17 protein-coding genes are annotated in these 14,450 nt (G+C 72.5%); 14 read left to right on the forward strand and 3 right to left on the reverse strand.

The genetic code is table 11. From position 1 onward, the window contains the following. Positions 1–125: 125 nt before the first annotated feature. The 9 genes from pcaH to ACZ4E1_RS23580 are packed head-to-tail and all read left to right on the forward strand — an operon-like array spanning position 126 to position 7,525. A complete protein-coding gene (pcaH, locus tag ACZ4E1_RS23540) occupies positions 126–902 on the forward strand; it encodes a protocatechuate 3,4-dioxygenase subunit beta (protein ID WP_467542211.1) in 777 nt (258 codons plus the stop codon). Continuing rightward, the gene (gene pcaG / locus ACZ4E1_RS23545; protein WP_467542525.1) at positions 895–1,443 is read left to right on the forward strand and encodes a protocatechuate 3,4-dioxygenase subunit alpha; all 549 of its coding nucleotides are present in this window, start codon (positions 895–897) and stop codon (positions 1,441–1,443) included. The genes pcaH and pcaG overlap by 8 nt, the downstream gene beginning before the upstream one ends. Beyond that, positions 1,440–2,648, forward strand: coding sequence for a lyase family protein (locus ACZ4E1_RS23550; protein WP_467542214.1), 1,209 nt, complete (start codon positions 1,440–1,442; stop codon positions 2,646–2,648). Before pcaG ends, ACZ4E1_RS23550 begins: the two co-directional genes overlap by 4 nt. Beyond that, positions 2,641–3,393, forward strand: a complete 753-nt coding sequence (locus ACZ4E1_RS23555) for an alpha/beta fold hydrolase (protein WP_467542216.1) — start codon at positions 2,641–2,643, stop codon at positions 3,391–3,393. The genes ACZ4E1_RS23550 and ACZ4E1_RS23555 overlap by 8 nt, the downstream gene beginning before the upstream one ends. Next, complete coding sequence (gene pcaC, locus ACZ4E1_RS23560) at positions 3,390–3,773, forward strand: 4-carboxymuconolactone decarboxylase (RefSeq protein ID WP_467542218.1); 384 nt, start codon at positions 3,390–3,392, stop codon at positions 3,771–3,773. Before ACZ4E1_RS23555 ends, pcaC begins: the two co-directional genes overlap by 4 nt. Continuing rightward, a complete protein-coding gene (locus ACZ4E1_RS23565) occupies positions 3,773–4,972 on the forward strand; it encodes a 4-hydroxybenzoate 3-monooxygenase (RefSeq protein ID WP_467542220.1) in 1,200 nt (399 codons plus the stop codon). The genes pcaC and ACZ4E1_RS23565 overlap by 1 nt, the downstream gene beginning before the upstream one ends. Then, on the forward strand, positions 4,969–6,156 hold the full coding sequence (locus ACZ4E1_RS23570; protein WP_467542222.1) for a thiolase family protein: 1,188 nt from the start codon (positions 4,969–4,971) through the stop codon (positions 6,154–6,156). The genes ACZ4E1_RS23565 and ACZ4E1_RS23570 overlap by 4 nt, the downstream gene beginning before the upstream one ends. Further along, positions 6,153–6,848 carry a 3-oxoacid CoA-transferase subunit A gene (locus ACZ4E1_RS23575; RefSeq protein ID WP_467542224.1) on the forward strand — a complete coding sequence of 232 codons (696 nt, stop codon included), beginning with the start codon at positions 6,153–6,155 and terminating at the stop codon, positions 6,846–6,848. The genes ACZ4E1_RS23570 and ACZ4E1_RS23575 overlap by 4 nt, the downstream gene beginning before the upstream one ends. Continuing rightward, a complete protein-coding gene (locus ACZ4E1_RS23580; protein ID WP_467542226.1) occupies positions 6,845–7,525 on the forward strand; it encodes a 3-oxoacid CoA-transferase subunit B in 681 nt (226 codons plus the stop codon). Before ACZ4E1_RS23575 ends, ACZ4E1_RS23580 begins: the two co-directional genes overlap by 4 nt. A 10-nt stretch (positions 7,526–7,535) precedes the next feature. Here the strand turns inward: ACZ4E1_RS23580 and ACZ4E1_RS23585 are convergent, their stop codons facing one another. Together ACZ4E1_RS23585 and ACZ4E1_RS23590 are read right to left on the reverse strand one after the other, a co-directional pair. Then, positions 7,536–8,231, reverse strand: coding sequence for an LmeA family phospholipid-binding protein (locus ACZ4E1_RS23585; protein WP_467542228.1), 696 nt, complete (start codon positions 8,229–8,231; stop codon positions 7,536–7,538). Positions 8,232–8,308: 77 nt separating this feature from the next. Then, complete coding sequence (locus ACZ4E1_RS23590) at positions 8,309–8,869, reverse strand: DinB family protein (protein ID WP_467542230.1); 561 nt, start codon at positions 8,867–8,869, stop codon at positions 8,309–8,311. Positions 8,870–8,991: 122 nt separating this feature from the next. On the opposite strand from ACZ4E1_RS23590, the gene ACZ4E1_RS23595 reads away from it, so the two are divergent. Next, the gene (locus ACZ4E1_RS23595; RefSeq protein WP_467542232.1) at positions 8,992–9,252 is read left to right on the forward strand and encodes a hypothetical protein; all 261 of its coding nucleotides are present in this window, start codon (positions 8,992–8,994) and stop codon (positions 9,250–9,252) included. A gap of 226 nt (positions 9,253–9,478) precedes the next feature. Here ACZ4E1_RS23595 and ACZ4E1_RS23600 read toward each other — a convergent pair whose 3' ends face one another. Then, the gene (locus ACZ4E1_RS23600) at positions 9,479–10,588 is read right to left on the reverse strand and encodes a threonine synthase (RefSeq protein ID WP_467542234.1); all 1,110 of its coding nucleotides are present in this window, start codon (positions 10,586–10,588) and stop codon (positions 9,479–9,481) included. A gap of 229 nt (positions 10,589–10,817) precedes the next feature. On the opposite strand from ACZ4E1_RS23600, the gene ACZ4E1_RS23605 reads away from it, so the two are divergent. The 4 genes from ACZ4E1_RS23605 (at position 10,818) to ACZ4E1_RS23620 (ending at position 14,410) form a co-directional block, all read left to right on the forward strand. Beyond that, a complete protein-coding gene (locus ACZ4E1_RS23605; protein WP_467542236.1) occupies positions 10,818–11,570 on the forward strand; it encodes a GntR family transcriptional regulator in 753 nt (250 codons plus the stop codon). Positions 11,571–11,766: 196 nt separating this feature from the next. Beyond that, on the forward strand, positions 11,767–13,476 hold the full coding sequence (locus tag ACZ4E1_RS23610; protein ID WP_467542238.1) for a purine-cytosine permease family protein: 1,710 nt from the start codon (positions 11,767–11,769) through the stop codon (positions 13,474–13,476). Positions 13,477–13,729: 253 nt separating this feature from the next. Then, entirely contained in the window at positions 13,730–13,930 is a 201-nt protein-coding gene (locus ACZ4E1_RS23615; RefSeq protein ID WP_467542240.1) for an SPOR domain-containing protein, read from the forward strand. 30 nt (positions 13,931–13,960) lie between these two features. Then, positions 13,961–14,410 carry a (deoxy)nucleoside triphosphate pyrophosphohydrolase gene (locus ACZ4E1_RS23620; RefSeq protein ID WP_467542242.1) on the forward strand — a complete coding sequence of 150 codons (450 nt, stop codon included), beginning with the start codon at positions 13,961–13,963 and terminating at the stop codon, positions 14,408–14,410. Positions 14,411–14,450 lie beyond the last annotated feature (40 nt).

Raw genomic sequence — 14,450 nt, forward strand, 5'->3', positions numbered from 1 at the left:
CGTGCCCTGCCCGTCCCGCCTCGGCCCGTACCGCCTCGGCCCGTCCTGCCTCTCATCATCCATCGTTTTCACTCAGTGAAAAGGCATCGTCGCGGCCGCACCGCCCCGTGCCTAGCGTGAGCGGTGTGACGACGACCACCAGCACCGCAGCTCCCGAGCCGGTTCCGCAGGAGCGGATCACGGCGGAGATCGCCGCGTCCCACGCCGCGACCGCCCCCGGATCCGCGCAGCCGCGGCTCGACTTCGCGCCGTACCGCAGCTCGCTGCTCCGCCATCCCACCAAGGACCCGCGCCACGTCGACCCCGAGGGCATCGAGCTCGTGGCCCCGGTCTTCGGGCACTCCGACGTCAACGCCGTCGAGGCCGACCTCACCATCCAGCACGGCGGCGAACCGATCGGCGAACGCATGCTGCTCACCGGCCGGGTCCTCGACGGCGACGGCCGCCCCGTGCGCCGCCAGCTCGTCGAGATCTGGCAGGCCAACGCCGCCGGGCGCTACATCCACAAGGCCGACCAGCACCCCGCGCCGATCGACCCGAACTTCACCGGCGTCGGCCGCTGCCTCACCGACGACGACGGGAACTACCGCTTCACCACGATCAAGCCGGGCCCGTACCCGTGGCGCAACCACCACAACGCGTGGCGCCCGGCCCACATCCACTTCTCGCTGTTCGGCACGGAGTTCACCCAGCGGCTCGTCACCCAGATGTACTTCCCGGGCGACCCGCTGTTCGCGCTCGACCCGATCTACCAGTCGGTCACCGACCCGGCCGCGCGCGAGCGGATGGTCGCCGCGTACGACCACGACCTGACCACCCACGAGTGGGCCACCGGTTACCGCTGGGACATCGTGCTGACCGGCACCCACGCGACCCTCCTGGAGCGTGACGACCATGAGTGAGGCCCTCGCTCCCACCCCCGGCCAGACCGTCGGACCCTTCTTCCACTACGCCCTCCCGTACGAGGGGGGCAGCGCCCTCGTCCCGCCGGGCTCGGCCGGGGCGATCCGGCTGCACGGCACCGTGTACGACGGCGACGGCACCCCCGTCCCCGACGCGCTGATCGAGATCCGGCAGGCCGACGCCCAGGGCCGCACGCCCCGCGCCGAAGGCTCGCTGCACCGCGACGGCCGCTTCACCGGCTGGGGCCGCGCGGCCACCGACCCCGGCGGCCGGTACGCGTTCACCACCGTCGAACCCGCGAGGACCGGCGGCGGCGCCGTCTTCTTCGCCGTCACCGTCTTCGCGCGCGGCCTCCTCGACCGGCTCTTCACCCGCGCCTACCTGCCCGGCGAGAGCGACGCGTTCCTCGCGGGCCTTCCCGAGGCCGACCGGTCCACCCTCCAGGCCGTACGCGACGAGGACGGCCACCTCCGCTTCGACATCCACCTGCAGGGCGCCCGCGAGACCGTCTTCCTGCACTACCCGCGGCACGCGGCATGAGCGCCCTGCTCCGCCCCGGAGCGCACCGCGCGGCCGGGGTCGCCGACGACCCGGCCGTGGTCGCCGCGCTGCTGCGCGTCGAGGCGGCCTGGGCCCGGGCGCTCGTCGCCGCCGGGACCGCCACGGACGCCGAGGCGGCGCGGGTCGCGCAGGCCGCGGCCGGCCTCGCCCCCGACCTCACCGCCCTGGCCGCCGACGCCGAGGCGGCCGGCAACCCCGTCGTCCCCCTCGTCCAGCAGCTCCGCGCCGCCGCCGGCGACGCCGCGGGCGCCGTCCACCGCGGCCTCACCAGCCAGGACGTCCTCGACACCGCGCTGATGCTGCTGGCCCGCGACGCGGTCGCCCGGCTCCGCGCCGACCTCGTCGCCACCGGCGACCGGCTCGCCGCCCTCGCCCGCACGCACCGCGACGACGTCGCCGTCGCCCGGACCCTCACCCAGTGGGCGGTCCCGACCACCTTCGGACTGCGCGCCGCCCAATGGCTCGCCGGGGTCGCCGACGCGCTCACCCGCCTCGACGCGCTCCGGTTCCCCGTCCAGTACGGCGGCGCCGCGGGCACCCGCGCGCTGCTCACCCACCTCGCCGGCCCGGGAGCCGCCGCCGCTCCCGCCGCGTTCGCCGAGGCGCTCGGCCTCGCCCCCGCCGGCCTGCCGTGGCACACCCGGCGCACCCCGGTCACCGCGATCGGCGACGCGCTGACCACCGTCACCGACGCGCTCGGGGTGCTCGCCGCCGACGTCCTGCTGCTCGGGCGGCCCGAGACCGCCGAGGTCCGCGAGACGGGCGCCCCCGGACGCGGCGGCTCCTCGACGATGCCGCACAAGCAGAACCCGGTCCTCTCCGTGCTCGTCCACGCCGCCGCCCAGCAGGCCCCCGGCCTCGCCGCCCAGCTCCACCGGTCCGCCGTGGGCGCGGTCGACGAACGCCCCGACGGTGCCTGGCACGCCGAGTGGCCGGCCTTCGCCCGGCTCCTCGAACTGGCCGTCACCGCGGGCGGACAGGCCGCCGAACTCGTCACCGGCCTGCGCGTCGACACCGAAGCCATGGCCCGCCGCGCCGACCACGCCGCAACGGACCTGCTCGCCGAACGCGGCGGTTCCCGCGAGTCGGACGGCCCCGCCGCGCCCGACGTGCGCGGCTACCTCGGAGAGGCCGGGGCCCTCGTGGACGGTGCCGTCGCGGCCTGGGAGGCGCAGCGTGACTGACCCGACCCTTGTCCTCACCCAGCTCGCCGGCGACGAGAACGCCGCGCACCTGCTGGTCGTCGGGCCCTCGCTCGGCACCGGCGTCGCGGGCCTGTGGGCCGACTGCGCCGCGCTCCTGCCCCCCACCTGGCAGGTCGTCGGCTGGGATCTTCCCGGCCACGGCGCGAGCCCGGCCGCCACCCACGCCTTCACCGTCGACGACCTCGCCGCCGCCGTCCGCACCCGGTCCGTCGAGCTCGCCGCCGGACGCCGCGCCGCCTACGCCGGAGTCTCCCTCGGCGGCGCCGTCGGCTTCACCCTCGCCCTCGACCCCGGCCCCTTCGACGCGATCGTCACCCTCGCCTCCGCGCCGAAGATCGGTACGCCCGAGGGCTGGCGGGAGCGCGCCGCGTACGTCCGCCGGGCCGGCACCGCCGCCATGGTCGAGGGCTCGGCCACCCGCTGGTTCGCCCCCGGGTTCTTCGCCCGCGACCCCGTCACCGGGAGCAGACTGCTCCTCGCGCTCCAGCACGTCGACGACGCGTCGTACGCCCTCGCCTGCGAGGCCCTCGCCGGCTACGACGTCCGCGAGCGGCTCAGCTCCGCGAAGGTGCCGCCCCTCGTGGCCGGCGGAGCCCACGACACCGTCGTCACCCCGGACCAGGTCGACGTCGTGCTCGACGGCGTCGCGCACCTGCCGCCCGCCGAGGACCCGGCCGCCACGGCCCGCCTCCTCATGACCCACCTCACCGGGGAGCAGCGATGAACAACCCGTACGACGACGGCATGCGGGTTCGCCGCGAGGTCCTCGGCGATCCGCACGTCGACCGCGCCGAAGCCGCGAAAACCCCCTTCACCCAGCCCTTCCAGGAGCTGATCACCCGCTACGCGTGGGGCAGCGTCTGGGCGCGGCCCGGCCTGGACCGCAAGGCCCGCTCGGTCGCCGTGCTCACCGCGATGCTCGCCCTCGGCCACTGGGGCGAGTTCGCCATGCACGTCCGCGCCGCGCGCACCAACGGCCTGACCGACGACGAGATCGCCGAAGTGATCCTCCAGTCGGCGATCTACTGCGGCGTCCCCGCCGCCAACCACGGCTTCGCCGTCGCCCAGCAGGTCCTCGACGACCTCGATCAGCAGGAGCAGTGATGAACCGCAGCACCACCGAGGTCGCCATCGTCGGCGCCGGACCCGCCGGGCTGATGCTCGCGCACCTGCTCCAGCGCGCCGGCATCGACTCCGTCGCGATCGACATCCGCAGCCGCCGCGAGATCGAGGAGACCCACCGCGCGGGCATCCTGGAACAGGACAGCGTCCGGATGCTCGTCGACACGGGCGTGAGCGACCGCGTCCTGCGCGAGGGCTCCCGGCACGCCGGCATCGACCTCGCCTTCGGCGGCGGCGGTCACCGCGTCGACTTCGAGGCGCTGACCGGCGCCACCGTCCAGCTCTACCCCCAGACCGACGTCTTCATCGACCTCGCCGACGCCCGCGAACGCGACGGCGGCGACGTCCGGTTCGGCGTCAGCGACGTCAGCGTCGACGACATCACCGGCGACCGCCCGCTCATGCGGTTCACCGACGCCGACGGCGCCCGGCACGAGATCTCCGCGCGGATCCTCGTCGGCTCCGACGGCTCGCGCAGCATCTGCCGCCACGCCTTCCCGGAGGACCGGCGCCGCCAGTACTTCCGCGAGTACCCCTTCGCCTGGTTCGGCATCCTCTGCGAGGCCCCGCCCTCCAGCGAGGAACTCATCTACAACCACTCGGAACGCGGCTTCGCCCTCATCAGCCAGCGCACCGAGACGCTCCAGCGGATGTACTTCCAGTGCGACCCGGCCGAGAACGTCGACGACTGGTCCGAGGACCGGATCTGGGCGGAGCTCCAGCAGCGCGTCGGAGCCAACGGCTACACCCTCAAGGAAGGGCCGATCACCTCCAAGGTCGTCCTGCCCTTCCGCAGCTTCGTCCAGGAACCCCTGCGCCACGGCAACCTCGTCCTCGCCGGCGACGCCGCCCACACCGTCCCGCCCACCGGCGCCAAGGGCCTCAACCTCGCCCTCGCCGACGTCCGCGTCCTCGCCGAACAGCTGGAGCGGCACCTGCGCCACGGCGCCGAGGACGCCCTCGACCAGTACGCCGAGCGCGCCCTCCACCGCGTCTGGAAGGCCCAGCACTTCTCGTACTGGATGACCACCATGCTCCACCGGCTGCCCGACGCCAGTGACTTCGACATCCGCCGCCAGGTCGGCGAACTCTCCTGCGTCACCGGCTCCGACGCGGGCTCCACCTACCTCGCCGAGTGCTACACCGGCTGGCCCACCCGAGAACGGGACAACAACCGATGAGTTCCTACGTCTACGCGGCCGTCCGCACTCCCTTCGGACGCTTCAACGGCGGCCTCGCCGGCGTCCGGCCCGACGACCTCGGCGCCGCCGCGATCTCCGCCCTCCTCGCCCGCACCCCCGGCCTCGACCCCGCCGCCCTCGGCGACATCGTCTGGGGCAACGCCAACGGCGCCGGCGAGGACAACCGCAACGTCGGACGCATGGCCGCCCTCCTCGCGGGCCTCCCCGTCGGCGTCCCCGCGACCACCGTCAACCGGCTCTGCGGCTCCAGCCTCGACGCCGTCATGGCCGGCTCCCGCACCATCGAGACCGGCGACGCCGACCTCGTCCTCACCGGCGGCGTCGAGTCCATGACCCGCGCCCCCTGGGTCCTGCCCAAGCCCGACCGCGCCTTCCCCGCCGGCGACACCGCCGCTGTGTCCACCACCCTCGGCTGGCGCCTGGTCAACCCGAAGATGCCGAAGGAATGGACCGTCAGCCTCGGCGAGGCCAACGAACAGCTCCAGGAACGCTTCGGCATCTACCGCGCCCGCCAGGACGCGTTCGCCGCCCGGTCGCACCAACTGGCCCACCAGGCCTGGGAGGACGGGTTCTACGACGACCTCGTCGCCCCCGTCGACGGCACCGACCTCACCCGCGACGAGGGCATCCGCCCCGGCAGCACCCCCGACAAGCTCGCCGGCCTGCGCCCCGTCTTCCGCGACGACGGCACCATCACCGCCGGCAACGCCTCCCCGCTCAGCGACGGCGCCTCCGCCGTCCTGCTCGGCTCCGAGGCCGCCGCCGACACCCTTGGCGCCGCCCCGCTCGCCCGCATCGCCGGCCGCGCCGCCCACGCCCTCGAACCGCAGTCCTTCGGCTTCGCACCCGTAGCCGCGGCCGAGGCAGCGCTCGCCCGCGCCGGTATCGGCTGGTCCGACGTCGGCGCCGTCGAACTCAACGAGGCCTTCGCCGTCCAGTCGCTGGCCTGCGTCGACGCCTGGAAGATCGACCCCGAGATCGTCAACCGGCGCGGCGGCGCCATCGCCCTCGGGCACCCGCTCGGCGCCTCCGGCGGTCGCCTCGTCGGCACCCTCGCCGCCGTCCTGCGCGAGTCCGGCGAACGCTGGGGCGTCGCCGCCATCTGCATCGGCGTGGGCCAGGCCCTCGCCGTCGTCCTGGAGAACCCGGAGGCCGCACGATGAGCCGCACGCAGCTGCTCGACACGACCGACGCGGCCGTCGCCGGAATCGAGGACGGATCCACGGTCCTCGTCGGCGGATTCGGCCTCGCCGGCATGCCGTTCGCCCTCATCGACGCCCTCATCCGGCAGGGCGCCCGCGACCTCACCGTCGTCGCCAACAACGCCGGCAACGGTGACGTCGGCCTCGCCGCCCTCCTCAAGGCCGGCCGCGTCCGCAAGGTCGTCTGCTCCTTCCCGCGCCAGGTCGACTCGTACGTCTTCGACGAGCTCTACCTCTCCGGCCGGCTCGAACTCGAAGTCGTCCCGCAGGGCAACCTCGCCGAGCGCATGCGCGCGGCCGGAGCCGGCATCGGCGCCTTCTACTGTCCGACCGCCGTCGGCACGCCGCTCGCCGAGGGCCGCGAGTCCCGCACCATCGACGGGCGCGAGTACCTCCTCGAGTACCCGATCAAGGGCGACTACGCGCTCATCGCCGCCCACCGCTCCGACCGGCTCGGCAACCTCGTCTACAGCAAGACGGCGCGCAACTTCGGGCCGGTCATGGCCACCGCGGCCACCACCACGATCGTCCAGGTCGACGAGGTCGTCGACACCGGCGTCCTCGACCCCGAGGCCGTCGTCACGCCCTCCATCTACGTCGACCGGGTCGTCCAGGTCGAAGCGCAGCGCCACACCGTCCAGGGGGCACGATGACCCGCACGATGACCACCGAACACACCGACCGCGGCCCGCTGTCCATGACCGAACTCGCCGCCGTCATCGGCCGCGACATCCCCGAGGGCGCGTTCGTCAACCTCGGCATCGGACAGCCCACGAAGATCGGCGACCATCTGCCGCCCGAGCGCGGTGTCGTCCTGCACACCGAGAACGGCATGCTCGGCATGGGCCCCGCCGCCCGCGGCGACGACGTCGACCCCGACCTCACCAACGCGGGCAAGGTGCCGGTCACCGCCCTGCCCGGCGCCTCCTACTTCCACCACGCCGACTCCTTCGCCATGATGCGCGGCGGTCACCTCGACGTCTGCGTCCTCGGCGCCTACCAGGTCGCCGTCAACGGCGACCTGGCCAACTGGCACACCGGGAAACCCGGAGCGATCCCCGCCGTCGGCGGCGCCATGGACCTCGCCATCGGCGCCAAGCAGGTCTTCGTGATGATGGCCCTCTTCGGCAAGGACGGCACCCCGAAACTCGTCCCCGACTGCACCTACCCGCTCACCGGCGTCCGCTGCGTCGACCGCGTCTACACCGACCACGGCGTCTTCGAAGTGGGGCGCCCCGACGGGGGCGTCGTCGTCCGCGAGACCTGGGGAGCGGGGGTCGGCGAACTGAGTGAGCGGCTCGGATTTCCCCTGGTGAGCGCGAGCGGCTGACCCTGGTGCCTCAGCCGCTCACCGGGATGTCGGTGCCGCCCACGGTGAGCTGGAGGCCGCCCGGGAGCGGCGTCGCGTCCCGCAGCGAGACGCCGCCCGGGAGACGGGTGATCGACTGCTGGAAGTCGGTCACCGAGCGGATCTGGTCCTCCGAGACGCCCTCCGCCTTCGGAAGGTTCTCGGCGCGGACGCGGATCGTCGTGCCCGTGACCTCCACCCGGCTCAGCACCGCGTAGGTCTGGCCGTCCTTGGTGACCTCCACCTTCATCCGGCCCTCGCCGCCGTCCGACAGGCGCGTGACCCGGGCGCCCGATCCCGGGTCCGACGCCGCCGCCTTCAGCAGCTGGTCGTACGGGATCAGCGCGGTGCCCGTCGCGGTACGGGCCTTCGCCGCCGAGAAGCCGTTCGTGAACTCCACGTCCTGCAGCTGGAGTTCGAGGTCGTCCAGGCGAGCCGTGCTGCCGCCGGGCACCGTCGCCTCGTAGGAGTCGATCGACGCGTCGATCTCGTCGAGGCCGCCCGAGGCGATCTGGGTGAGGAAGGGGAACCCCTTGATGGACACGTCCGGCGAGGCGGACAGGCCGATCGACGCGGCCAGCTTGTCCGCGGCCTTGCCCTCGAGGACGTGGACGGCGAGCCGGTCGGCTCCCACCCCCACGGCCGCGAGGACGACGGCCGCGATCACGAGTCTTCGCAGTGTGCGCATCCGGACACCTCAGCAAGGCCTAGACCAGACGGCCGTGACGGGGGTCACAGTTCCTGCAACGTCTTGGTCACGGTTCCCTACTGGCCGACGCGGCCGTCGACGCACTCCCGCAGCAGATCCGCGTGGCCGCAGTGCCGCGCGTACTCCTCGATCCGGTGCACCATCAACTCCCTTACGGACGTGGAGTCCTTGCCCAGGCGTGTGGCCAGATCCGGGTGCCTGGCCAGCTCCGCGTCCATGGTCGCTTGTTCCCGCTCCAGGTCGGCGTACGCCGCTTCCACCACTGTTTGCTCCGCTACCGCGCCCTCGAAGTCCCCGTCGTTCTCGCCGTACAGGCTTGGCTGTCGATCGCCGTCCGTGATCCAGTTCTGCCAGTCCCGCTCGCACTCCGCCAGGTGACGCAACAGGCCCAGCAGCGACATCGTCGACGGCGGCACGGAGCGGCGCGCCAGCTGCTCCGGGGTCAGGCCCTCGCACTTCATCTTGAGAGTCAGCCGATAGTTGGTCAGGAAGTCGTCCAGCGTCGCCCGTTCGCCGTCGGGTGAAGGGCCCTCGCTGTTGCGCGGGTCGTCGTCGGGGTCTGCCCACATGTCGGGGTAGACGGTGGCCTGGGTCCATCGTTCGGATGTCTCGGTCATCCGCTCATCGTCGCCCGCTGGGTGCGGTGCGAGCGACTGGTTTGCGGCCGAACGTCCTGCGTACGGAGGTAGGTTGATCGGTATGTGCCCGCTCGTCCGGGCGGGGGAACGGGGGGACGTTCGTGATCGAGAGCATGGAAGTGGCGCTCTTCCTCGTGGTCGCCGGGGCCGTGGTCGCCTCTGCCGAGCGCTCCACCAGGAAGCGGCAGACGGTGTTCCGGCAGACCTACGGCACCTACGAGGGGTTCCGGCGCGCGGTCGACGAGGGGCGGGTCCGTACCGTGCGGCGCGAGCGTGGGGACGTCGCCGCGATCAAGGCCGTGCGGGACGGGCATCCGAGCGTGTCGCTGAGGCTGGCCAAGCGGTACGTGCAGGAGCTCTGACCGGGGGCGCCTGAAGGGAGGGTGGCCGGCTGGGTGCTTTTGGCGGCTTTCCGATCGTCCCTACAGGTGTCGGGGCGGGTTCGGGACCGCACGGGGCATGTCCGTGCTCGCCATCTCGGAGGCGCCGCCGGCCTTCACGGTGCGGGGAAGCCTGCGCTCGGTGCTGCGCGCGGACATGCCCCGTGCGGTCCCTGCCGTCTCGTACGTGTCTGCGGACCGGAGGGGCCTATGTCGTTGCCAGGCCCGTCTTCAAGCCGGCGCCGCACAGGGGGACCACCGCGGTGCGGTTCTCCAGGGGGATCGTCTCGCGGGCGGCGGCCCAGCAGGCCACGCCGGTGGACTCCACGTAGAGGCCCTGGGAGGCCAGGTCCAGCTGGGCGTGGCGGATCTGGTCCTCGGTGACGGTGTGGAAGGCGCCGCCCGACTCCCGTACGGCCCGGAGGATCTGGCGGGCCCGGGGCGGGTTCGGGATGGCGATGCCCTCGGCGAAGGTCGGGGCCTGCGGGGGGACGGAGAGGAGGTCGTCGGCGCCGGCCCGCCAGGCGTCGGCGAGCGGGGAGACCGCCGCGGCCTGTACGGCGTGCAGGGCCGGGCGGCGGTCGATCAGGCCCGCGCTGTGCAGTTCCTGGACGGCGAGCGCGGCGCCCAGGAGCAGGGTTCCGTTGCCGACCGGGACGACGAGCACGTCGGGCAGGCGACCGCCGAGGTCCTCCCAGAGCTCGTGGACGTACGTCTTCGTGCCGTGCAGGAAGTACGGGTTGTAGACGTGGCTGGCGTAGAAGATGCCGGGTTCGTCCGCGGCCTCGCGTGCGGCCCGGGCCGTCGCCTCCCGGTCTCCGGGGACGATCTCGAGGCGGGCCCCGTGGGCGCCGATCTGCTCCAGCTTTTTCGGTGACGTGGCCTCGGGGACGTAGACGGTGCAGGGCAGTCGGGCGCGGGCGCAGTAGGCGGCGACGGCGGTGCCCGCGTTGCCGCTGCTGTCGGCGATCACCCGCTCGGGGCGCAGGCGGGCGGCGAGGGCGGCGAGCATGACGGCGCCGCGGTCCTTGAACGACAGCGTCGGCATCAGGAAGTCCAGCTTGGCCGAGACCGAGTCCGAGAGCGGGACGACCGGAGTGCGGCCCTCGCCGAGCGTGCAGTCCGGAGTCGGGAGGGGCAGGCACTCGGCGTAGCGCCACAGGGAATTCGGGCGTCCGGCGAGGGACTTGAGGGACGCCGGAGTGGGGGCGTGGTCGAGATCCAGCGGGCCTCGGCACACGGGACAGCACCAGTCGAGCGAGGCGGCGGGCACCCGGGTCCCGTCGGCGGAGCAGTAGCGGTCAGGCAGCGCGGTCATGGGGAGAGATTAGGCGGCCTTTGCGCGGTGCCTGGAGCCCGCACGCGTATGCGACTCGGGATTCGATGTGTGAAACATGCACTACCTGGAGAAAGTCGCTGCGTGAAGGGTTGAGCACCCCCAAGTCATCACTTCGAGTGATTCTTTGGCCTTTGCTTGCACGGCTCAACCCACGGTTGCGAGGCTGTCGCTGTCTGTCAATCAGATTGGGATCCGAGGGGGAAAACCAGTGACATTCGGTGAGCAGCCGGCCTACCTGCGCGTCGCGGGTGATCTCCGCAAGAAGATCGTCAATGGCTCGCTGCCGCCGCACACCCGGCTCCCGTCGCAGGCCAAGATCCGCGAGGAGTACGGGGTCTCGGACACGGTCGCGCTGGAGGCGCGGAAGGTCCTGATGGCGGAGGGTCTCGTCGAGGGCCGCTCGGGCTCGGGCACCTACGTGCGCGAGCGCCCGGTGCCGCGCAGTGTGGCCCGCTCCGCCTACCGCTCCGGGAGTGGCTCCACTCCGTTCCGGCAGGAGCAGGCGGAGCCGTCCGCGCGCGGCACCTGGGAGTCCCGCAGCGAGCAGGCCGACGCCGACGCCGCGATCGCGGAGCGCCTGGGGCTGCGGCCCGGGGACCGCGTGATGCGTACCAATTACGTGTACCGGGACGCGGGCGAGGCGATGATGCTGTCCACGTCGTGGGAGCCGCTCACCGTCACGGGCCGCACCCCGGTGATGCTCCCCGAGGAGGGCCCGCTCGGCGGCTGCGGCGTCGTGGACCGGATGGCGGCGATCGACGTGATCGTGGACAACGTGACGGAGGAAGTCGCCGCCCGCCCCGGCCTGGCCGAGGAGTTGAGCGCCCTCGGCGGAGTGCCGGGCCACGTCGTGCTGGTCATCAGCCGGACGTTCTACGCGTCGGGCAGACCCGTGGAGACGGCGGATGTCGTGGTCCCGGCGGACCGCTACCGGGTCGCGTACCACCTGCCCGTGAAATAGCGGGCCCGGGCGAGGGGTGCCCGATAGCCGGACGTCCCGCTCCGCCGCGTGTGACGGGGAGTTAACCCGGCCGGGCCTCCCGTAACCGCCCGGCAATCCCGCACGGCGCAGAGCTGTCACGCGCGGCTCCTACCTTCCGTCTGCGTACCGGTCCCGCCGGTATACCGCCGACTGACGGACGAACGGGAAGCCGCCGATGACCGAGACCGCTCTGCCCACCGCAGGCCCGGAGACGCCCGGGCAGCCCAGCGACCGCACCCCGAAACGGAGCTACGCACGGCTGGCCGCCGACGAGTCCCGCGAGGACTTCTCGCTGCGCTACGCCCCGCACGCGTATCGCCGCTGGTCACCGACGATGGTCGCCTCGACCGCGCTGGGCGGCATCGCCTACCTCGCGGACTTCGCGATCGGCGCGTCGATCGTGTTCACCTACGGGTTCACCAGCGGCCTGGCCTCGATCCTGTGCGCCGCGACGATCATCTTCCTGACGGGTATACCGATCGCCCGGGCCTGTGCGAAGTACGGCCTGGACATGGACCTGATCACGCGGGGCGCCGGCTTCGGGTACTTCGGGTCGACGCTGACCTCGCTGATCTACGCCTCGTTCACGTTCATCTTCTTCGCGCTCGAAGGCTCGATCATGGCGCAGGCCATGCACGAGGTGACCGGACTGCCATTGCCCGTGGGGTACTTGCTCACGACGCTGATCGTGATCCCGATCGTGTTCCGGGGGATGGGCGCGCTGGCGAAGGTACAGGCGTGGACCCAGCCGGTGTGGCTGATCGGGCTGGTGCTGCCGTTCGTGGTGCTGGCCTTTGAGTCGCCGGGTTCGTTCTCGGCGTTCACGCACTTCGGCGGGACCGAGGGCGCCGGCAGCGGCTTCGACTGGCTGGGCTTCGGGCTCGGGACCGGGGTCGCGCTGTCGCTGATCGCGCAGATCGGGGAGCAGGCGGACTATCTGCGCTTCATGCCGGCGAAGACCGAGGCCAACAGGAAGCGATGGAATCTGGCCGTTCTCGCCGCGGGCCCGGGCTGGGTCGTGATCGGCGCGGCGAAGCAGCTCGGCGGCGCACTGCTCGCGTTCGTGGCGCTGGAGGCCGTGGGCAGGACCCACGCGCTCGAACCGATCGCGCCGCAGGTGGAGGCGTTGCGGCCGTGGCTGGGCTCGGTGGCGCTGCCGGTCGCGGCCCTGTTCGTCGTCGTGTCGCAGATCAAGATCAACGTGACGAACGCGTACAGCGGCTCGCTGTCGTGGTCGAACTTCTTCTCCCGGGTGACGCACCGGCACCCCGGCCGGGTCTGGTACATCTTCCTGAACCTCGCCATCGCGCTGACGCTGATGGAGATGAACATGTTCGCGGCGCTGAACAAGCTGCTGGGGTTCTACTCGAACGTGGGCATCGCGTGGATCGCCGCGGTCGCGGCGGACCTCGTCGTCAACAAGCGCGTGGGCTGGAGCCCGAAGTACATCGAGTTCAAGCGGGCCTACCTGTACGCGGTGAACCCGGCCGGGTTCGGCTCGATGGTGATCGCGTCGACGGTGTCGATCCTGGCGTTCTTCGGGCTGTTCGGGGAGTACCCGCAGGCCTTCTCCACGTTCATCGCGGCAGGCCTCGCACTGGTGCTGTGCCCGCTGATCGCCTGGGCCACGAAGGGCCGCTACTACCTGGCGCGGCCGAACCCGGTGAACGGCCCGGACGCGGTGGTCGAGGACGTGACGGCCACGCACGTGTGCGGGGTGTGCGAGACGGCGTACGAGCTGCCGGACATCGCGGACTGCCCGGTGCAGGCCGGTCCGATCTGCTCGCTGTGCTGCTCCCTGGACACCACGTGCGGGGACGTGTGCACGAAGGCGCCGACCGGGGAGCCGGTGCTGCTGCCGGTGCCGACGGTGCGCGCGGGCTGAGCGGGACGGCCGGCGCGCAGCGGGCCGGGCGGGAGGCAGGGGGCGCGTTCAGACGAACGCGCCCCCTGCCGTTGTGCCGTGTCTTGGCCGGTCGGGGGCTTGTCGCGTATCTCTTTGTGCCATTCCGTATCCGCTCCGTAAAGGTCAGGCGTACGCTCGGGCATATGCGGAATGCGGTTTCCTCGGGATGCTCATCGGGATGCTTAGGGGGCGGGGCGCGATGCGAGCCGGAGTCGGAGAGCGGAGGGGCGCGATGAGTGACGGCACGACCACGCTGCCGTGGCAGGTCATCCGCCAGGACGACAACGGCAACCGCTACCGCGTCGGCCGGTACGCGACCAGGGCGGAAGCCGAGAGCATCGCCGACAGCCTCGACGAGCGCGGGCACAAGCAGCTGTACTGGGTGGAGCTCCTGGGGCAGAGCGGCACGGGGCAGAGCGGCACGGTGAACTGACGGGTCCGCGGCGCCCGTAGGCTCCTTCCCATGACGGACAATCCCGTGGTGGTGGTCGCCGCCGCCCTGTACGACTCTGCGGGCCGGCTGCTCGCCGCGCGACGGAGTGCGCCCCCCGAGCTGGCCGGCCGCTGGGAGCTTCCCGGGGGCAAGGTGGAGCCGGGTGAGCCCCCGGAGCACGCACTCGTGCGTGAGCTGCGCGAAGAGCTCGGGGTGGCGGCGGAGCCGGTCGCGCGGGTGCCGGGGGAGTGGCCCCTGAAGCCGGGGTACGTCCTGCGGGTGTGGCGTACGCGGCTGCTGTCCGGCGAGCCGGAGCCGCTGGAGGACCACGACGCCCTGCGCTGGCTCGGGCCGGACGAGGTGTGGTCGGTGGACTGGCTGGACCAGGACGTGCCCGCCGTGGCGGCGGCCCTGAAGGAAGCCCTGGTGGAGGCCCCCGGACCGGGGGAGCCCGGGACGGACGCGGTGCGCGACCGGTGACGGCGCGATAGCATCCGGCACAGTTCGGGTATATCCGTGT

The organism is Streptomyces sp. NPDC025806 (genome assembly GCF_055558275.1).